Consider the following 19,577-nt stretch of genomic DNA (forward strand, 5'->3'; position numbering starts at 1 on the left):
CAATCAAAAAGTAAAGCCAGAAGATACAGGTTATAAAAGTAAGCGCATTGATTAAGTTAACTTGGTACTATATTGAGCACAAATTAAAATAAAAAAGCGCGACTAACTCGCCAATAACGGATCACTATGTTTAAAAAACGTATTTTAGCTATTTGCTTAGCAGCCACCTCGCTACCAAGCCTTGCCGACAGCAACAGCGATTTAAAAACCATTATTGATAACCACTGGCAAAATGCCAAAGCTGAAAAAATATTCTTTCAAACCGACCCTGACGGTTGGAAACCAAACGGCACATTACCAAATTGGAGCGAGCAAGCCATTGCTAAGCGCCAAGCGTATAACAACAGCGTACTAAAAAGCTTAGCCAACATTGACCCAAAAACGCTCAATAACGAGCAGCTAATGAACTATCGCTTATTTAAATATGAGCGCGAAACCGAGCAGCAAAGCTACCTTTATCAAGATAAGTATTTTCCGGTTAATTTTTTAAGTGGCTGGCATACTTACTTTGCAGAAGCGCCAGCTAATATGGCTTTTTTAACAGCTGATGATTACAACGCTTTTTTAATCAGCCTTGCCGACTACCCACGCTTTAATCAGCAAAATATTGATTTAATGAAAGAAGGTATAAAAACAGGCTTTACTCATTACTGTAAAACCTTTGAAAATTACAGCCAAAGCATAAGCGCGCATTTAGTTAAAAACCCCGAAAACAGCGCCCTTTACGAGCCCTTTACGCGTATACCTAATACCTTTAGTGCAGCGCAAAAAGCGAGTTTAAAACAAAAAGCACAAGCGTTAATTGAAGAAAAAGTAATTCCTGCCTATCAGCATTTTTATGACTTTTTTAAAAATGATTACATGTCACACTGTAGAGCGCAGCCGGGCATTGCAAGCGTTGAAGGCGGGCTTGATTATTACAAATACACCGTTAATTATTACACTACAACCAACGCCACGCCTAAACAAATACATGAGCTGGGCCTAAAAGAAGTTGCACGTATTAAAGCGCAAATGCAAGCCATTATTGATGAAGTAGAATTTGATGGCACCTATAGTGAGTTTTTAGAATTTTTAGCAACCGATGAGCAATTTTACGCAAAAGACGCGCAAGACCTACTTGAAAAAACCGCTTTTATCACGCAAAAAATGTATGGCAAATTGCCTACTTACTTTGGCCACTTACCGCGTAACACCTTTACTATTAAAGGTTCAGCAAGTCGTGGCGCGTTTTATATGCCACCGCCAGATAACCGCTCTCCTGGTACTTATTTTTTAGCCTCAACACCTAAACTGCAGCCTTTATATAATTTAGAAGCACTTAGTCTGCACGAAGCCATACCCGGGCACCATTTACAAAACGCCATTGCTATGGAGCTAAATGTACCCGAGTTTAGACGCACACTCAGCCACTCTGCATTTGGCGAAGGTTGGGCACTTTATACAGAACGTTTAGGTAAAGAAGCGGGTTTTTATCAAAGCCCTTACAGCGATTTTGGCCGTTTAGGTTACGAAATGTGGCGTGCAGTGCGCTTAGTGGTTGATACCGGTATTCATGCGTTTGGCTGGAGCCGCCAAAAAGCAATTGATTACTTAGCCAGTCACACGGCGTTGCCACAAAGCGCCGTGGAAGATCAGATAGATCGTTATATTTCATGGCCAGGCCAAGCGCTTTCGTACAAAATGGGCGAAATAAAAATACGCGAACTGCGTGCAAAAGCCGAAAAAGAACTAGGCGCACAATTTGATATACGCAGCTTTCACGATACCGTTATTGGCCAAGGTTCACTCCCTATGGCTGTACTTGAAGACGTTATAAACGATTGGATAGCAAAACAAAAAAAGACAAAGTAAAACCATACTTCAATAAAATAAGAGGTGGTTACTCTATCGCCTCTTCTCAAATCGCAACCTTGCACGTATTTATAAATTTACTCGATTAAAAACACGATTAACTAATCCTCAGCTACTTTTGTTTCGTAAATACAACATCGACAAAACCAGAGCAAAAGTATGAGCAAACGCATTTTATATTGGCTACAAAACGATTTACGCCTAAACGACAACCCAATTTTTAGTAAACTTGCACTACAGCAATGCGCGCTAGACGTGGTGTTTATAATTAACCCCAACTGGTTTAAAAACACGAATTATCAGCAAAAGCAGTATGGTGAAAACAAGTACACCTTTTTAATGCAAAGCCTTTATGAGTTACAGCAAGCATTAATTGCGTGTGGCCAAACTCTGCACGTGCTAGAAGGCGAACCAGTTAGTGTTTTAAAGCAACGTATTAAAGAGCAACACATTGATGAAGTGGTTTACAGTGAACAATTTGGTGTGTACGAACAACGCGAAATTAATTTATTAAAAGCTCATTGTCCTGAAACCCAGTTTACCGGTACCCTGCAGGATACCTTGTATCAGCAAAACGACCTGCCATTTAACTTAACAGATTTACCCAAAAGCTTTACCCCATTTAAAAAGAAGGTTGAAGCTGCCAACATACCAATCACACTGTCGCACATTACAACCGAGCTATTGCCTAAACCTATTACGCTGTGCGCTAAAAACCCAATTGAGTTACCAAAAGCAGTTAACAACTCAATGCATGGCGGCTTAACAAGCGCACAAAAACACTGTGAACAATACTTTGCAGGCGAATTACCTAGCACGTACAAAATAACTCGCAACGCGCTTGACGGCTTTGACAACACCACTAAATTTAGCCCATGGCTTGCTTTTGGGTGTATTAGCGCAAAACAAATATACAATGCGGTTGAGCAATACGAACAAACATATACCGCTAACGATTCAACCTACTGGATTAAGTTTGAACTACTGTGGCGCGAATACTTTAAATGGCACGCGCTAAATGTACAAAGCAGCTTGTTTAGTTTTAAGGGGCAAAAGCAAACTAAGCCACTTACTACGTTTATGCCAAACCGTTTTGCTGCTTGGTGCCAAGGCACAACGCCTTACCCCTTGGTTAATGCCATCATGAAAGAGCTCAATGCCACCGGTTTTATAACAAACCGCTCAAGGCAAATTGTGGCAAGCTGCTTAGTTAACGAGTTAGGCCTTGATTGGCGTTACGGCGCAGCTTATTTTGAGCAGCAGCTAATTGATCATGACGTAGCAGCCAATTGGGGCAACTGGCAGTACATAGCGGGAGTAGGCGTTGACCCACGTGGCGGGCGGCACTTCAATATTGAAAAGCAAACACAGCAGTTTGACCCTAAATCCATTTACACCAAAAAATGGGGAGGCAATCAAAGCCCAGATGCACAGCTCGATCACTTAAACGAAGTAGATTGGCCTATTTAAGCCAATCTACCTCTACCTAGTTATATTTAAAACAGCTGAGCAATGCCTACATTAATGGCAAAGCCACCTAAGATTAAAAACAAAAATAAACAGCCCGCTAATAACAGCGGTTTTATGCCGGCTTGGCGAATAGCGCCAACATGTGTACGCAGCCCAAGTGCGACCATGGCAATGGTGAGCAATATATTGTCAAACCATACAATGGCGTTTGTAGCACCTTGAGGGATAACCGATAACGAATGCACGCCACTTGCCACTATAAACAAAACCGCAAACCAAGGGATTGTAATTCTTGGTTTTTGCTCGCCGCCCTGTGCGTTTATGTTTGCATGCTTTTTACTTTGCCAAAATGATAAGCCTACTAAAAATGGCGCAAGCATCATTACGCGTAGCATTTTTTCTATCACGGCGGTGTCGGCTGCATTGGCACTTACCGCAGTCCCTGCTGCTACCACTTGCGCGACTTCATGAATGGTTGAACCAACAAAAATACCATATGCGTGCTCACTCAGCCCCATGTACTCAAACAGTATTGGGTAGGCAAACATACTTAACGTGCCAAACACCACCACCGTTGCCACCGCTACCGATACTTTATGCGCTTGTGCTTTTATAACAGGCTCGGTCGCCATTACCGCTGCGGCGCCACAAATAGAGCTACCCGCCCCTATAAGTATGGTTGTTTGCTCATCAAGATTAAAAACGCGCTTACCTAGCTGCACTGCCAAAATAAATGTACCTAACAGCATTACTATATCGGTTAATAGGCCATGCCAGCCTACACCCGCTACTTGCGCAAAAGTAATCCTAAACCCAAATAAAATAACGCCCGCTTTGAGTAATATACTTTTGGCGAAATCAACACCTACATCTGTACGCGTAGCAATGCGCGAAAACACACTGTTGCCCACAATAATGCCAAGCACAATACCAATAGTGAGTGAGCTAAATTGCGCACTTTGCATCAAGGGTAATGTACTTAATGCAACAGATCCCCCCGCTAACACAACCACCAGCAACATACCTAACCACCAGCGCGTATCGCCGTATTGCTTAGTATTAATACCTATAGGCTGAAAACTATTTTTAATAGCGCTAAGCATAATATTCCCTCACTTAAACCATGTTGATGTATTGACTTAATTGTAAGAAAGCTCAAAATATAACTCCAATGTATTAAAATCATGATTTGATAACTTTAGGTTATACAATTTAAAGTTATACAATTTAAGGTTGTTCAATGAACTTACATGCACTTAGGGTGTTTTATACAGTGGCTAAATTGGGTAGCTTTTCAGGCGCAGCCGAAGCGCTTTTTATAAGCCAGCCCGCTGTTTCTAAGGCGCTAAAAGAGCTAGAGCATCAGTTAAATATGCAACTTATTGAACGTGCATCTAAGGGTAAAAAGCTCACATTAAACGAAGGCGGCCAAGCCTTGTATGATCACGCCCGTAGTATTTTTGCCATTGAAAAAGCCGCCATTGACGATATAAAATCGCGCACAGGGCTTAAGCGCGGTACATTAGTTATAGGCACCAGCACCACCATTGCCAGCTATTGGCTACCGCCTTATTTAGCCAAATTTTGTGCGCAGTACCCACACATAAAAGTAGAAGTACAAGTGGCTAATACCGCTCAAATTGAGCACGCATTGCTAGAATGCACTATAGATTTAGCCCTTGTTGAAGGCACACCTACCGAGCCGCACATTATTAGTAAGCACTGGCAAAACGATTTAATGAGTGTGGTTATACCAAGTAACTTTAAGCCCACTAAAGACTTAAAAGCATGGTTAAACGAGCAGTTTTGGTTATTACGCGAGCCAGGCTCTGGCACGTTAGAAATGTCTGTAAAGTTATTAGCAGAGCATGGCGTACAAGCTGAGCAAAGTATGCAATTAGGCAGCAACGAAGCCATAGCTAGGGCCGTCGCTCAAGGTATGGGGGTCGCTTTATTGCCAAATGTAGTTACTGAGGATTTAGTGCAGCTAGGTAAATTAACACGCCTGAATCAAAAAAATAACGAGCAACTTTCAAGGCCCCTGCATCAGTTGCATTATAAAGACAGGCCATCCTCGCATGCTGCCCAAGCGTTCGAAAAAAGCCTGTTTAGTGAGTAGAGGTTAAGCGTGTAAAACTATGGCTAGATTGTAAGTCACTTATAAGCAAAAAAACTTTAGCTAAATACAATTTGTTGGCATTTTTCATAAACCACAATTGAGTTTTTTCAGATCGCATTAACGTCATAAGCCACATAATTTTTAAGTAAAAGACTTATAATTAATACCAAAGTATTATTCATTCACATGTGTGGATAATATAACTAAGGTTAAGAAAAATACTTTGATGCTACACCAATGCCGATAAGTAAAATAATTAATAAAACCCAATATCTTTTTGAACCATCTAAATTTTCACCGCACACAGGGCACGTTGATGATGTTATTGGTGTACCATCAATATTTATTGTTTTAACTACAGGTGAAGTAATCCTTGCTTTACACTTTTTACACTTCATAAATATCCGTTTTAATTATAAATAAAATAACTGGTTGATGCTCACATAACCCTTACAGACCCTGTGTTAAATCTTCTGCCAATGACCCCGTGGGTTTTTCAATCACACGCACCAACTCTTTACCATTTTGTTTAACAATAAATGTAGGTGTGTATTTTAAATCATGAGCCTGTGCAACACCTGCATCGTCTCGCTTGTTGAAACCCACAGCCACATAGTTAACACTTGCCAGTTCAACTTTTGACTGTTCAAGAAGTTTAATGAGTTTAGGTACTTCGCGGTGGCTGTCGTGACACCAAGTACCAAATAAAACAACTAGCTCTTTACCTTTAAGCTTTTGCATTAACGCAATATCTTTAGAGGTAGGGGTAAACGTTGTGTAATATTCGCTAAATTTATCGTAATCGTTTAGTAAAGCCTGCGCGCTTATCTCACCTGAAAATGGCGCAACATCGTCAGCACACGCAGCCAATGGTAGGCTTAAGGCGCATAATAAAATTAATTTTTTAAACATAAGGATACTTTATAAAAAAATTTGTTTAACTATACCCAATGTTGAGTGCGGAGTGAATAAGAGTGATTTTAAATGCAACTTTAAATATAAATGCGGTGATACGGTTGCTACTTCTATACTCCCTATTATTCCCATTCATTATTAATAACTTGTAATTTTTGTACTAAAAAATCCACAGCAGCTTTAACTTTAGGCACTAAATAGCGTTGTTTTTGATACAGTAAATAAACCGCCATTTTTGCATTTTGGGTGATAGCTAACGTATGCTCAAATTTAAGCTCTTTTAACTCACCCGACCCCAAATACGATTCAAGCGCCCACCGGGTCGACATTAAAATACCCTCACCATTACACGCTTTTTTAGCAAGCCAAGGCCCATTATTTGAAATAGCGATAGCAGGTGCAGATACATCGTGCCACTGCTCGTTTATTTTACACAACCACGGCGTAGGGCCCGATGGCGTTTTATAATAAAGCCCAACATGGTCTTTTAATTCTAAAACATGAGTAGGCTCCCCGTACTCTTTTAAATAACTTGGCGACGCAACAGGTATAAACTCATTATCCATTAGCTTAATTGCTAATACACGCTCGTTAGGTGCATATCCCCCGCGAATAGCTATATCAACATCGTCCCGCCCCAGGGTTGAAAGTTCATCGCTTAAGCTTACATCTAATATAATTTGCGGATACAAAGCACTAAATTCATCAAGCAATGGCATTAAAATTTTGTCGCCAAACCCAACCATGCAACTTATAGATAACCGACCCATAGGCGTTGTTTGGTAGCTTTTAACTGTTTCGTGGCTTTGTGCTAGCTGCCCCAATATTTGCTGCACATCGTTGTAATAAATGCGTCCAACCTCTGTGAGTTTAACAATACGGGTAGAGCGCTTTAAAAGCGTGGCACCTAAGCTTTTTTCTAAATCAGCCACTCGGCGCGATAACGACGAGGGCGGTACACCAAACTCTTTTGCGGCTTTGGTAAAGCTACCTGTATCAACCACCTTAATAAAATACCGTATAGCTTTAAGCTGATCCACATTGCACCTCCATCATACACACCAATTATTGCCTAAAAGACAAAGCTGATTCGCATTTTCTGCTATATATGCATCAATTAAAACAAGTAATAATAAATTTAACGTATTACACACTTTAGTAATGCCTTATGGCACAACAATAAAGCTAATAACATGGACTAAATTATGATTACTTTGCACGGCTTTGCGTCAAGCAACTATTACAACTTAATAAAGCACGTACTTTTACACAAAGCACTGCCATTTAATGAGCACCTTATATACAACAACGATGAGCCATTTTTAGCAATTAACCCAATGGGTAAAGTGCCCGCCATTACTACAACAGATGGGCTAAATATTGCAGAGTCGAGTGTTATTTGCGACTACCTTGAGGAAACCTACCCAAGCAAGGCGCTATACCCTGAAGATTCAGCCGAGCGCGCTTTTGTTCGCCAAATAATGAAAATAAGTGAGCTTTACTTTGAATTACCAAGCAGGCGCTTAATCCCGTATGTATTTTCAGGCTCACCTACTCCAGAGCAAATTAAAAACGAAGTACGTCAACTATTAGAGCGTGGTGTAAATGCGTTTTGCGAATTAACGCATTTTTCGCCGTGGATAGCTGGCGAACAATTCACCATGGCAGATATTTACGTTTACTACGTAAATTCCGTTGTGAACGCGTTTGCTCCAAAAGAGCTTAATTGGGATGTACTGGCCGAAATCCCTGGTATGAAAGAATGGCAAGCAAAAATGAGCCAGTCGACTATTGCACAGCAAATAGAGGCAGATCGCCAAGCAAATATGCCTGAGTTTATGCAAAAGGTAACAGCACAAATACAGGCAGCTCAAAGCAAGTAATTACGCTATACGCTACCCATTCTCAATTTATAGGAACAGTATTATGACAGATACAAATACACAACTTACTTCAACAATTAACAACGACAACACCCTAACGCTTGCTTTAAAAAATATTGATATGCCAACACCACAGGCCGACGAAGTAGTTGTACGTATAGAAGCCGCACCGCTAAACCCGTCTGATTTAGGTGTGCTATTTAGCGCAGCCGATATGGGCGCAGCAAAACAAACCGGTACTGATCAAAACCCTGTTATAACAGCCAACGTACCCGCGCAATTTATGCCATCGCTTGAAAAACGCGTAGGTAAAGCCATTCCTGTTGGTAATGAAGGTGCAGGCACTGTAGTCGCAACGGGTACGTCGCCTGCGGCACAAGCATTAATGGGTAAAACAGTGGCTGTTATTGGTGGTGGTACTTATCGTCAGTATTTATGCACCAAGGTACAAAGCTGTTTAGAACTAAAAGAAGGCACTACCGCTAAAGAGGGGGCATCATCTTTTGTAAACCCACTTACTGCACTAGCCATGGTAGAAACCATGCGCGCCGAGGGCCATAAAGCAATTATTCATGCAGCTGCGGCTTCTAATTTAGGGCAAATGTTAAACCGTATTTGTATTGCCGATGGCGTTGATTTAATTAATATTGTACGCAAAACAGAGCAAGAAACCCTACTGCGCGATATGGGTGCAAAATATATTGTTAACTCAAGCAGCGACACTTTTCTTGCTGACCTAACAGCTGCAATAATCGAAACCGGTGCAACTATCTCGTTTGACCCTATTGGTGGCGGCCACCTAACAAGTGACATACTTAACTGCATGGAAGTTGCAGCTGCTCGCGATATGAAAGAGCACAGCCTGTATGGTTCAGACACATTTAAACAAGCTTATATTTACGGCGCATTAGATCGCGGCCCTATTACACTTAATCGTAATTTCGGTTTTGCATGGGCTGTAAGTGGCTTTTTACTATTTAATGCTTTAGGTAAATTAGGCACAGATACAGTAATGAAAATGCGCAAACGCGTTGCTAATGAAATCACCACTACATTTGCGAGCAACTACACGCACGAAGTGTCATTAGCTGAGGTATTACATTTACAATCAATTGCCGCTTACTCTAAACAAGCTACCGGCGAGAAGTACTTAATTAAACCTCAAGCTTAATTATATATTCTTCGTTAAAATTAAAAAGCAGATGCTAATTAAGTATCTGCTTTTTTTACGTTTAAATACACGCACCCTATTATTGTTAGCCTTGCAGTTAACGCGTCCTTAAAGCTCGTCACAAAACCATCATAAAAATGTAATTTACTGAATTTTTACACATTGTTTGCACCTTTTATTCTTATAGTTTATCCACTTTAATAAAATAATAAGCGTGCATACATGAATATAAAACCCCTACTATTTTATTCATTAATTACCTCCATTACATTTTTGTATGGCTGTGGCGGTACTGAGCAAACAGCCGATAGCAGCACAGAGCAAAGTACTGACTCATCATCAACAATCACGTCAACTGGTTTAGTTATTAACGAAATTGTCGCAAGCCCAAGCGATACAACCTACGATTGGATTGAGCTATACGCCACTGAAGATATAGCCGACTTATCGGTATTTTCACTTGTTGATGATAACACCGACAGAGAGCCTCAAGCTTTGCCCGCAGCATCGCTTTCGCAAGGTGAGTTTATTGTTATTCAAGCCATTGATGAAACCGATACACCGCCCGATAACGGTTATTACGTCACCTTTAAACTAGGTAGCGACGATGCGGTTACGTTATACGAGGACGGCACTGCTATCTCTGTACTTGATTGGGAAGAAGGCGAAGCCGCTGAAGGTTTTAGTTACGGCTTATACACCGATGGCACCGGCACCGCGCAAACACTAACGCCCACAGAGGGCGCAGCTAACCAAACAGCCAATACCTCAACACTTGTTACAACGCTAATTGCTGAAGATGCACCACTGCGTATAAACGAAGTAGTAGCAAAAGATAGTAGCGGCGGTGAAGACTGGATAGAGCTTTATGTAACAAGCAGTAGCGATGTTTATTTAGCAGACTACACCCTAAGTGATGACAATAACGAACAGTTTGCTCTACCCGATATTACGTTATCGCCGGGTGAATTTTACCGTATTTACGCAAGCACCGATGATTTAGGCGACCTGCCAAGCGTTGCGTTTAAATTAGGCTCAAGCGATACCGTAAGCCTTTACAGTAACAATGTAATTATAGAGCAGTTATCGTGGAATAAAGGCCAAGCGCTAAGTGGTTACAGCTATGGCCGTTACCCAGATGGCAGCGATGCAACTGCGGTACTCACTCCAACAGAGCTTAGCTCAAACAGCCAAGCAACCCACGGGCCACTCGTTATTAACGAAATAGTGGCAAGCGCCGCAGACGATGGCAACGACTGGTTTGAGCTATACAACAACAGCGAAAATACAATTAACTTAGCCAACTACCACGTTATTGATAAAAGCGACGACATAGACCCCATCACTCTACCCGACATAGATTTATACGCGGGTGAATACATAACTATTTATGCCACCGATGAAGACCCAGGCACTTACTACGTCCCGTTTAAACTAGGCAAAGAAGACGAGCTAAGCTTAATACTCAACGATGAAGTAATTGACTACATTGACTGGGATGAAAGTGATGTAGCCACAGGCTTTAGTTACGGCCTAAGTAGCAGTACTGGCTTTACTCATGCGTTTTTAACACCTACCCCAAGTAGTGAAAATACAGTGGCAACCGCATTTACACCTACAGCGGTTAATACGCTTTCTATTACAATTACCGACGAAAACTGGCAAGACATTCTAGATAACCCACTTGATGAGGAATATCACGAAACCGCTATTACCTTTAATGGGGTAACACTCGATAGTGTGGCTATTCGCACTAAAGGCGGCTCAAGTTTAAGAAGTGTTGCCAACTCTAGCAGCGACCGTTACAGCTTTAAGGTTGATATTAACGAATATGTGTCGGGCCAAAAGTTTTTTGGCCTAAAAAAATTCACACTACAAAACTCGTTTAACGACCCGTCGTACATGCGTGAAGTAATCGCCTACGAGCTAATGGATGAAATGGGCGTACCAACGCCTGAGCATGCTTACGTTAACTTTTATGTAAACGGCGAGCTATTTGGTTTGTACTTAATGGTAGAAGCCGTGGATGGCGAATTTGTTGAAAAACACTTTGCCAACAGTAATGGCGATTTATACAAGCCAGATGGCACAGGCAGCGATTTATTATGGCTAGGTGACGACATACAAAGCTACACCGATATAAACCTGCAAACCAACGAAGACACCACCGATAACGGCGCCTTTATTAACTTTGTAGAATCGCTCGATAAAGGCGAAACCAGCGCCATAGATATAGACACACTTTTACGTTATATGTCGGTTAGTACTTCACTGTCCAATTTAGATAGCTACCACGGTCCGCTTGCACATAACTATTATATTTATGATGACGATGGCGTATTTAGCATTTTGCCGTGGGATTTTAACGAGTCATTTGGCACCTTTGCCATGGATTGTAATGGCGTAGATGTAAGAGAGCTCTACATTGATGAGCCAGTAAGCGGGGCATTAAGCGAGCGCCCATTAATTGCTAATGTCTTTGCCGAGCAAAGCAACCTAGACACGTACCACAGTTACTTAACACAGCTTATTAATGGCTCACTTTCAAGCGATACATTTAACGCTCGCGTAAATGAAATAGCCGACCTAATTCGTGAGCACGTACAAAACGACCCAACCAGCTTTTATGGCTCAACCTACTTTGAGCAAAACCTTACCTCTACAACGGGGCAGTTTTACGGCTTAACGTCGTTTATGCAGTACCGCGTAGCAAATATGGTCGCGCAGCTCGATGGCACATTGCCCTCAGCGGGCGATGGCAGCGGATTTTGCGCTAGATAAACAGCCCATCCTTCATGCGGTGTCAGCACGCTGGCACTGCACTCTATAACTTTGCAATTTAATAATCTGAGAAAATTATGACAATTCAAGCACGTTTTAAGGATGAACTTTTTGAAAAGGATACTTCAATCTCACCAGTAGCAATTACTGCAATAAACACTAAAAATAAGCAGGCTCAGCCTGAAAAACCAGATGCGCATGGCTCATTAACAAGCTTAATTAACGAGTTACTTATTCCGTTTGAAGGTTACGGATTAAACGATCTTAATAACGCTAATTTAATGAACCGTGTAGACAGTAAGTTTATGCTGCCACTTTCTTTTTTACCTGAGCTACTTACTCATATACAAGGCCAGTACCGTGTACTTGATATACAAGGCAAGCGTTTATTCTCTTATTATAATCAGTATTTTGATACGCCCGCTCTCGATTTATATAAAGCCCATCATAACGGTAAGCTAAATCGCTACAAAGTACGCCAAAGGCGCTACGTTGATACCGCCACCGAATACCTAGAAGTAAAACTAAAAAACAACCAAAGCCGCACAGTAAAAACACGTATTAAGCTCGAAAAAAACAACGAGCAAGCCCATTGTACTGCGTTTATGAAAGAGCAAATGAAAAACAGCTTTGCACATTTAAACGTAACCCAGCAAAGCGGCTATAACCGCATAGCGCTAGCTAACGAAGAAAAAGCCGAGCGCTTAACGCTTGATTTTAACCTGTGGTACAACACCCCAAAAGGCGATAACAAAATAACACTACCGGGCTTTTTTATTGCCGAACTTAAGCAGCGTAAAAAAACAAAACACTCGCCATTTTATAAGCTTATGAGCAAACACCACATATTCCCAGCCTCGTTTAGTAAATACTGTATTGGCTGTGCTTTGCTCTACCCCGAGCGCTTAAAAGTAAACCGCTTTAAACCTGTTTTAGCCCGTTTAAAACACCTTAACCGCACTAACCCACTATTACCTTTAGAGAATAATTAAAATGACCAAATTAGATCTTATTTTTCTTTCCCGCTTTTTAGTAAACATCCTATCGCTGGCTGTACTTTGCTATGGCTGTTATTTTCGCATCAGTAAAAATGCAGTGGTGGCAGGCTCGTTTATTTTATTTGGCGTAGGCGTTTTTATTATTACCTTTTTGCTGCACGGGGTTGATATGTCGATGGAATTTGCATTTGGCCTATTTGCAGTATTTACCATGCTAAGGTACCGCACTGAGTCTATTTCGATTAAAGAAATGACTTACTTATTCCTTGTTACTGCCATTGCTTTACTGACCTCTGTAGGGCAAATGAGCTTAATTGAGCTAAGTATTCTTAATGGCATTATTTGCTTAATTGCCTTTTTGATTGACTCAAGCGTATTTGTAAAACGCTACGAAGTACAAAGCGTTTGCTACGAGCGCATAGAAAACATAACCCCGCAAAACCAAGCCACACTCATCCATGATTTAAAACAGCGCACGGGCCTAAATGTAGTTGCCGTAGATATAGAACACATCGACTTTTTAAGAGACGTAGCGCAACTAAAAGTAAGTTACTTAGCCGAAAAACAAACAAAGGCAGCCTAACATGATCTCTAAACAAACGATTACTTATGCCGCACTTTCAGCTCTTTGCTTTGTTAGTAACACAAGCTTTGCCAAAATTAACGACGATATAGACCTAAGCGGCTATATCATGCTCGACTTCAACAAGTTTGATACCGCATTATTAGAGGAGCAATACGACAGCAGCGATTCAGAAAGTACCTCTGAAATACGCCGCGCACGCCTAAGTTTTAAATCAGACATCAGCAAAGACTGGAAAAGTAAATTTCAACTTGGCTTTGCCGATGGCGAAACCGAAATAAAAGACGCCTACTTAGAATACTCTGGCTGGAAATATGCCGATTTAACCATAGGCCAACAAAAAGAAGGTTTTGGCCTAGAAAAACTAACCAGCTCGCGTAAATTGCTAATGCTCGAACGCAGCATGATAAGCGAAGCGTTTTCACCAGGGCGTAGCTTAGGTATTAGCCTTTCCGGGGACATAGCCTCTGTAAATTGGCAACTAGGTTATTACAAGCCCGACGAAAACGAAGCAACGTCTGCTATTACAGGGCGCATTGCCTGGGTGCCATGGCAGCAAAACACCAACCTTTTACACCTAGGCGTCGCATTTAGTGAAAGGCAGTACGATGGCAACGAATTTAGAGTGAATGAACCTCTTGAAGTTTATACCGCCGACTCATTAATAGAAGGCGATAAAATTAATGCAGATAGCCTCTCGCAACAAGGCGTAGAGCTACTATGGCTTAAAAACAGATTTACCATGATGGCCGAGTGGCAACAAGCACAAGTAACCAGTATTGAAAAGTCAACTAACGATTACGAAGGCGGCTATTTGCAATTTGGTTATCAGCTATCGGGCGGATACCGTAAGTATAAAAACGCAAAACTAGGCGCAAGCTCAGAGCCAGGCTGGGAGCTCACTGGCCGCTACAGCCTACTTAAGCTCAAGCAAGAAAACCAAGACGCAAAAACCTACTCCCTCGGCGTTAACTACACCGTAAACAAAAACATAAAGTTTATGGCCGACTACATTAAAGCCGATTACTACGAGGCAGGCGGTACTATCACATCGGGCAATGCAATCTCATTAAGGCTGCAGTATTCGTTTTAATGCGCTTTGGTGTTTAATCGGTTAGGCTAAAACTATAAAGCCCTATGTTTAACGTTACGTTTAACATAGGGGCTATTTAAATAGAGCTGTTATAAACTCTCTAAAGGTTACTTATCAGGCTGGTACTTATTCCACTAACTTAAAAACTTGAGCTCATTTCCAAGCCAAGCTCTCTCTGAGCGGGCAACTGTGGGGCTAATGGATGAAGTAAAGCTTGCCCCCTGTGGCTTCAAAGTGATGAGGGGGTGTACACTAAAACGGGTGAGGAGCACGTCCGTTCTTGATGCCCTTGTTAGGTTTTTATAGCGCCCATGTTAAAACTAGCATAACTACAAAAAAATAAAGTATATAAGGCAATGGCTTACCAATACCTTTTACAAAAATACGCTTTCGATTGTAGATAGAGAAAAACAGAACTACTAGAAATATTAAACCTAGCAAATGAACATAGTAATTATTTGCGTTTTTTAATATTTTGGCATTAAACAAAGAGAATCTTTTAACGGTATCGTTTGCCGTAACTCTAATAATTGCTTTAGACTCGTTTGGTAGTTCGTAAATCCCATAGTTTAGATTTGAGTAATATCTACGACCACCGCCAGTACTTGCTGCTTTAGGTGTTATATCTTCAAATTTTTTTTCAACTGTGCTGTCACTGATAACTATAGTAATAGGCACTTTTACTGTAACTGTCTTACTATTTCCACCGGAATGAACAACTACTCGAAAATTAGTTAATGATTTATCGTTAAGGATACAGTTTTCTTGCTTTTCACTTAATAAATTTAGTTCGCATAATGGTTCACCACCCAATAATTCTGAGTTAAATGCTGATATGAAGGCGATAAAAAACACCATGGACATAGCAAAAAGAAACTCTGGAAAAGTGGGGAATCTCATTGAAAACCTAACGCCGCAATAAGCGGACTAAAATGGTGGGTTATAATGTGTAGCGAAGCGAAACCTAACCCACTGCTTTAGTTCCGTTTAATTTCCTTGTTAGGTGATTTTGCCAACTTGCTTTTCTATTTTTTGTTTATACATTTGAAATGGAGAAAGCCCACTAAACTTCATTGTTTTAATTTTTGGCAAGCTTTTATCTGTTGCAAAGATTGCTACTGGTGAATATTTAATTCTTGTTTCATCAATTGTTACAAGTTTAGCTGGGATGCTATCTTGAATTTGCTGAAGCTGAGAAGCTCCAAACTCTAGCATACGGTCTTTAGGTACTCTTTGCATATTCATTTGTAATACAACTTCAGGGCTTATGATATCTTCAACATGGGAAATAGCATTTTCAGCATCCTTAATACAAATAATTTCAGGAATAAATTGTTTCTTGTTACCCGTATAAGGCTGTTGCTTTAATGTAATATCAATAATTGAAAAAGGCGGTGCGAATACCCAAGCATGTGCAGCAGCAACATTTGTATTGTCTACAGCCCAAAAGTACGTAGTCTCTTCTCCTGAGTTTTTAGGAAACTCAATTGTTGATGATCCATTTATACAACAACTCCAAACACCTTTACGCTCTAAAATTCGAGATAAAATACCAGCAATATCAGCACATGCACCTTCACGACCGTTCTCTATTAGCTCAGAACTTAATACCGAACAGACACCGGTGATTATTTCCTCGGCTTTGTCTAAATACTCATCAGAGTATGTTTGTTCAGCTACAAACTTTGCAAACTTTACCAAGTAGCTATCATCGAATTGCTCGGCACGTAAAAAATTAGGGTGATCAAAGAAGTCGACTTTATCGACTGGTATACCTTTACTCTGAAACTCTTGCTTTAATTCTGCGTACATTCGTATTTACTCCTGATCACCTAACGCCGCCAGCAGAGGCGCAGCTTTGCTGCGTCCTGCTGACTGGCTTTGTTATGTTTTAATGCTCAAGCTCTCTCTCAGCTCTTGCAGCCGACTCTTTAAGCTCCCGTTTTATTTGCTCAACAGCTTGCTCTACATATTTTATTGTATGTATAGCTGGACCAAGCTCAGCCCTAATAACTCTGCCACTTGCACTAATTGCTGCTTCTTGGGCAGCTTCTCGCGCCATATTCAAAAGCTTTTCTTCGTGACTTACTAGTCTGTCGTCAAGGTATGACAAACGGCTAGCTAAACTTTCAGATTTTGATATTAGATCTTTTAGGGCTTTTTTGAGCGAGGCAATTTCTCTTTCAAGGACATCAATTCTTTTTAACGTACTATCAAGCAAAACCTTTTGTTCTTTCATATCAAGCTTTAATTCTGTACGGTCTGCCTCTAAATCTTTTATCCTAGAATCCATAATCAAACTAAGCTTTTTATGGCTGTAGTTTTGGAAGAGAGCAAAGCCTGATGCAACGATAGCAACACTCCCCAAGCCCGTTGATAAAGCTACCCCTACATCAATATCCATATAACTTTCCTTAAAATATAACTTTTAAATAAGGGGCGCAGACATGTGGGGCATAATGGCGAAGCCGCCCCGCGTGTATGCGTCCCAGCGAACGAAGTGAGTGACTTAATTTTTTTGTTATACGAACCACCCAAAACAACCACGAGTGTTATTTCTCTTTGTTTTTGGGTTTTGCTTTAGGCCGCCAAAAGACAGGCTTTCGGACTACCGCTGGCTTTTCTAGCTTGATTGCAGATGTTAAAAGCTGCTTGAACCATAGCAATAACCATACAACAAGCTCTGCTAGTAGAACAAAAACAAGTAGAAAAAAATCAAATACGCCAATAGTTGAGCCTGCTGCGACAAAAACACCCGAGACTAATTCAATAATAAATGTGCAGGCAGCTATGGCAGCTTCAACAATCATTATTACTAAAGCAAAAAGAGCTTCTATCACTAAACATCCCTGTTCGTATAACGCCGTTTTAAGCGGCGATAAATAGCTTGCTAAAATGTGAAACGAAGTGAAACCTAGCAAGCTGTTACGAGTCCGACTTGAAAACCCTTGTTAGGCATATCTTAATCACTCTCTACTATTTTCACATTCGGTAATGTATTTAAACTAGTAAATGATGAAAAAGGTTGTTCACTACACAAAGAAGGACTATCAGGGGCAATTGGTTTGATTTTTGAATCAGCAATATTAACCACTACATCAAGGACATTCCCTGAAGATAAAGTCTTTGCTGCAATAACGTAAATGTCCTTTTTAATACTGTCAACTATCTGTTTTTTTAGCTGAACATCATTAACTAATGCGTACTCTGCATAATATTTAGCTATACCTTGAGCCCTCTCTTTTTCCTTTTTAACATCGTCTTCCCAATCAGATTCGCTTTTTGCAATTAGTGCTTTATTTTTAAAGGTATAAAAATCAGTTTCATTAATTAAACTATGACCACCTTCTAAGATTTCAATAGCAGGAACATTAACAATTACTTTAACCCCGTCCAGTTGATTTTCTTGGCTAATTTTAATTTTTCTAACATCAACGGTGTAATGAGCGGTAGCTGACCAAGACATCATATAATTAGGAACACTCGTAAAAAATTTGTTTTTACACAGAGCGTACACTTTAGCAATATTTTTTTTGGCCTTAATAAGCTCTGAGCTATCGAAATTTTCTTCAAAAACCAAAGGAGGTAATATTGGAGGGGGGGCTTTATTTATTTCTTTCCATAATAAAAAGCCTAGTGCACTACAAATGAGTATTAATATGATTACTATCTTATTCATTACAAACTCCGTTTAATTGAATTGATGGTGATATGCCTAACATGTTTATAGCGAGCGAATCGCGCGTTTTTCTACCACGGCGAAGCTCGTTTTCCTTGTTTGTTTATTAGTAACAAACTTGCCAACTAATTGCCAGCGTTATTAAAATTCTTCAGTGATCGCTTTTCTTCATAGTATAAAACGAGCAACGGGGTCGTTTTATTGACTATGCGAGCGACCGTACTATGGCTGTATATACAGCTAAAATTCATAGAATTGAAAATGAAAACTCGCTCTGCGTATTTAAATTACATTGCGGACTACATGCTTACCCCACAATATTTATAAGCACTATTTATACTCTCTTAGGCTGGATCGCAAGTTTCACCAACTTTCACAACAAACGTCACCTAAATTCAATGAAAACCTTATAACGATCTTTTTTTGATCAAAAAGCAGCGATTATCCGATTAAGTGCAATTTGTCATAAAACTGCAATCTAAGTAGGCGATAATTTAAACTCAAACTGTATTTTTTATAACCTAGAAGACGAAGTAAATGACCACACCTCTAGTGCAACTAACATTTGCACTGCAATCACTTGATGATCCGATGTCTGCGGCTATGAGCCACACCATGGAATACGAAAACCTTTCGGTACAAGCCAATGCGCTTCATGCAATTACATTGCAATGCGATTTGCCAGATGCTGTACATGAAGGTGATGTTATTTCGCTGAGCGCAACACATCCAAGTGCCCGTGGCGCTCAGTATTTTACTGAGAGCGTTATTACGCAAGCAGATTTAGAGCGTGGTTACGTTAACCTTACTTTAAACAAAATTACCCATAGCCAATGTTTTGTAATGCAGCTGATGTTGCACGGTAAATACGCTACATTAAAAAATAGCCTTCAGTTTGATATGAATATTAACGCATTTGAGGGCGGCTATAACGCGCCACTTGTAAATATCGAGCAGTCAAAACCACACGGTTTTCGCCGATATTTTGAAGGGGTAAGCTCGACCTTTTTATCATTGTTTTAAAACGCTTA

The 19,577-nt window shown here is 40.5% G+C and carries 18 protein-coding genes; 10 read left to right on the forward strand and 8 right to left on the reverse strand.

The window, feature by feature from the left end; genetic code table 11:
- Positions 1-126 precede the first annotated feature (126 nt).
- Both RF53_RS07890 and RF53_RS07895 read left to right on the forward strand, forming a co-directional pair.
- A complete protein-coding gene (locus RF53_RS07890; protein WP_039037226.1) occupies positions 127-1,854 on the forward strand; it encodes a DUF885 domain-containing protein in 1,728 nt (575 codons plus the stop codon).
- A gap of 159 nt (positions 1,855-2,013) precedes the next feature.
- Complete coding sequence (locus RF53_RS07895) at positions 2,014-3,324, forward strand: DASH family cryptochrome (protein WP_039037227.1); 1,311 nt, start codon at positions 2,014-2,016, stop codon at positions 3,322-3,324.
- A 26-nt stretch (positions 3,325-3,350) separates the two neighbouring features.
- On the opposite strand, the gene RF53_RS07900 is transcribed toward RF53_RS07895, so the two are convergent.
- Positions 3,351-4,427, reverse strand: coding sequence for a YeiH family protein (locus RF53_RS07900; RefSeq protein WP_039037228.1), 1,077 nt, complete (start codon positions 4,425-4,427; stop codon positions 3,351-3,353).
- A 137-nt stretch (positions 4,428-4,564) separates the two neighbouring features.
- On the opposite strand from RF53_RS07900, the gene RF53_RS07905 reads away from it, so the two are divergent.
- Positions 4,565-5,443, forward strand: coding sequence for a LysR family transcriptional regulator (locus RF53_RS07905; protein ID WP_039037229.1), 879 nt, complete (start codon positions 4,565-4,567; stop codon positions 5,441-5,443).
- A gap of 450 nt (positions 5,444-5,893) precedes the next feature.
- Here the strand turns inward: RF53_RS07905 and RF53_RS07915 are convergent, their stop codons facing one another.
- On the reverse strand, positions 5,894-6,355 hold the full coding sequence (locus tag RF53_RS07915) for a TlpA family protein disulfide reductase (protein WP_039037231.1): 462 nt from the start codon (positions 6,353-6,355) through the stop codon (positions 5,894-5,896).
- A 125-nt stretch (positions 6,356-6,480) separates the two neighbouring features.
- Positions 6,481-7,398, reverse strand: coding sequence for a LysR family transcriptional regulator (locus RF53_RS07920; RefSeq protein ID WP_039037232.1), 918 nt, complete (start codon positions 7,396-7,398; stop codon positions 6,481-6,483).
- 165 nt (positions 7,399-7,563) lie between these two features.
- On the opposite strand from RF53_RS07920, the gene RF53_RS07925 reads away from it, so the two are divergent.
- The 6 genes from RF53_RS07925 (at position 7,564) to RF53_RS07950 (ending at position 14,867) form a co-directional block, all read left to right on the forward strand.
- The gene (locus tag RF53_RS07925; RefSeq protein ID WP_006793555.1) at positions 7,564-8,241 is read left to right on the forward strand and encodes a glutathione S-transferase family protein; all 678 of its coding nucleotides are present in this window, start codon (positions 7,564-7,566) and stop codon (positions 8,239-8,241) included.
- Between the two features lie 43 nt (positions 8,242-8,284).
- A complete protein-coding gene (locus RF53_RS07930) occupies positions 8,285-9,412 on the forward strand; it encodes a zinc-binding dehydrogenase (protein ID WP_039037233.1) in 1,128 nt (375 codons plus the stop codon).
- Between the two features lie 222 nt (positions 9,413-9,634).
- Positions 9,635-12,193: a CotH kinase family protein gene (locus tag RF53_RS07935; RefSeq protein WP_039037234.1), complete on the forward strand. Its 2,559-nt coding sequence runs from the start codon at positions 9,635-9,637 to the stop codon at positions 12,191-12,193.
- A gap of 77 nt (positions 12,194-12,270) precedes the next feature.
- Positions 12,271-13,185, forward strand: coding sequence for a polyphosphate polymerase domain-containing protein (locus RF53_RS07940; RefSeq protein WP_039037235.1), 915 nt, complete (start codon positions 12,271-12,273; stop codon positions 13,183-13,185).
- 1 nt (position 13,186) lies between these two features.
- Positions 13,187-13,774 carry a DUF4956 domain-containing protein gene (locus RF53_RS07945; RefSeq protein WP_039037236.1) on the forward strand — a complete coding sequence of 196 codons (588 nt, stop codon included), beginning with the start codon at positions 13,187-13,189 and terminating at the stop codon, positions 13,772-13,774.
- Position 13,775: 1 nt separating this feature from the next.
- A complete protein-coding gene (locus tag RF53_RS07950) occupies positions 13,776-14,867 on the forward strand; it encodes an OprO/OprP family phosphate-selective porin (RefSeq protein WP_039037237.1) in 1,092 nt (363 codons plus the stop codon).
- A 300-nt stretch (positions 14,868-15,167) separates the two neighbouring features.
- Here RF53_RS07950 and RF53_RS07955 read toward each other — a convergent pair whose 3' ends face one another.
- The 5 genes from RF53_RS07955 to RF53_RS07975 all read right to left on the reverse strand — a co-directional run bounded on the left by RF53_RS07955 (position 15,168) and on the right by RF53_RS07975 (position 18,546).
- Positions 15,168-15,767, reverse strand: coding sequence for a hypothetical protein (locus RF53_RS07955; protein ID WP_152607095.1), 600 nt, complete (start codon positions 15,765-15,767; stop codon positions 15,168-15,170).
- A 99-nt stretch (positions 15,768-15,866) separates the two neighbouring features.
- Positions 15,867-16,679, reverse strand: coding sequence for a hypothetical protein (locus RF53_RS07960; protein WP_039037239.1), 813 nt, complete (start codon positions 16,677-16,679; stop codon positions 15,867-15,869).
- Between the two features lie 79 nt (positions 16,680-16,758).
- Positions 16,759-17,271: a hypothetical protein gene (locus RF53_RS07965; protein WP_039037240.1), complete on the reverse strand. Its 513-nt coding sequence runs from the start codon at positions 17,269-17,271 to the stop codon at positions 16,759-16,761.
- Positions 17,272-17,419: 148 nt separating this feature from the next.
- Positions 17,420-17,707: a hypothetical protein gene (locus RF53_RS07970; RefSeq protein WP_152607096.1), complete on the reverse strand. Its 288-nt coding sequence runs from the start codon at positions 17,705-17,707 to the stop codon at positions 17,420-17,422.
- Between the two features lie 122 nt (positions 17,708-17,829).
- The gene (locus RF53_RS07975; protein WP_039037242.1) at positions 17,830-18,546 is read right to left on the reverse strand and encodes a hypothetical protein; all 717 of its coding nucleotides are present in this window, start codon (positions 18,544-18,546) and stop codon (positions 17,830-17,832) included.
- Between the two features lie 537 nt (positions 18,547-19,083).
- Here RF53_RS07975 and RF53_RS07980 point away from each other — a divergent pair.
- Positions 19,084-19,569, forward strand: a complete 486-nt coding sequence (locus tag RF53_RS07980) for a hypothetical protein (protein WP_039037243.1) — start codon at positions 19,084-19,086, stop codon at positions 19,567-19,569.
- The last annotated feature ends 8 nt before the right edge of the window (positions 19,570-19,577 follow it).

The sequence above is a fragment of the Pseudoalteromonas sp. ECSMB14103 genome, assembly GCF_000813065.1.
In the GTDB taxonomy this organism is placed as follows: Bacteria; Pseudomonadota; Gammaproteobacteria; order Enterobacterales; family Alteromonadaceae; genus Pseudoalteromonas; species Pseudoalteromonas marina.

Excerpts from the sequence above, each read along its gene's own strand:
- RF53_RS07960 (WP_039037239.1), bottom strand. The coding sequence starts at position 16,679 with ATGTACGCAGAATTAAAGCAAGAGTTTCAGAGTAAAGGTATACCAGTC.
- RF53_RS07940 (WP_039037235.1), top strand. The coding sequence starts at position 12,271 with ATGACAATTCAAGCACGTTTTAAGGATGAACTTTTTGAAAAGGATACT.
- RF53_RS07900 (WP_039037228.1), bottom strand. The coding sequence starts at position 4,427 with ATGCTTAGCGCTATTAAAAATAGTTTTCAGCCTATAGGTATTAATACT.
- RF53_RS07925 (WP_006793555.1), top strand. The coding sequence starts at position 7,564 with ATGATTACTTTGCACGGCTTTGCGTCAAGCAACTATTACAACTTAATA.
- RF53_RS07975 (WP_039037242.1), bottom strand. The coding sequence starts at position 18,546 with ATGAATAAGATAGTAATCATATTAATACTCATTTGTAGTGCACTAGGC.
- RF53_RS07935 (WP_039037234.1), top strand. The coding sequence starts at position 9,635 with ATGAATATAAAACCCCTACTATTTTATTCATTAATTACCTCCATTACA.
- RF53_RS07915 (WP_039037231.1), bottom strand. The coding sequence starts at position 6,355 with ATGTTTAAAAAATTAATTTTATTATGCGCCTTAAGCCTACCATTGGCT.
- RF53_RS07895 (WP_039037227.1), top strand. The coding sequence starts at position 2,014 with ATGAGCAAACGCATTTTATATTGGCTACAAAACGATTTACGCCTAAAC.
- RF53_RS07965 (WP_039037240.1), bottom strand. The coding sequence starts at position 17,271 with ATGGATATTGATGTAGGGGTAGCTTTATCAACGGGCTTGGGGAGTGTT.
- RF53_RS07955 (WP_152607095.1), bottom strand. The coding sequence starts at position 15,767 with ATGAGATTCCCCACTTTTCCAGAGTTTCTTTTTGCTATGTCCATGGTG.
- RF53_RS07905 (WP_039037229.1), top strand. The coding sequence starts at position 4,565 with ATGAACTTACATGCACTTAGGGTGTTTTATACAGTGGCTAAATTGGGT.
- RF53_RS07980 (WP_039037243.1), top strand. The coding sequence starts at position 19,084 with ATGACCACACCTCTAGTGCAACTAACATTTGCACTGCAATCACTTGAT.
- RF53_RS07945 (WP_039037236.1), top strand. The coding sequence starts at position 13,187 with ATGACCAAATTAGATCTTATTTTTCTTTCCCGCTTTTTAGTAAACATC.
- RF53_RS07890 (WP_039037226.1), top strand. The coding sequence starts at position 127 with ATGTTTAAAAAACGTATTTTAGCTATTTGCTTAGCAGCCACCTCGCTA.
- RF53_RS07950 (WP_039037237.1), top strand. The coding sequence starts at position 13,776 with ATGATCTCTAAACAAACGATTACTTATGCCGCACTTTCAGCTCTTTGC.
- RF53_RS07930 (WP_039037233.1), top strand. The coding sequence starts at position 8,285 with ATGACAGATACAAATACACAACTTACTTCAACAATTAACAACGACAAC.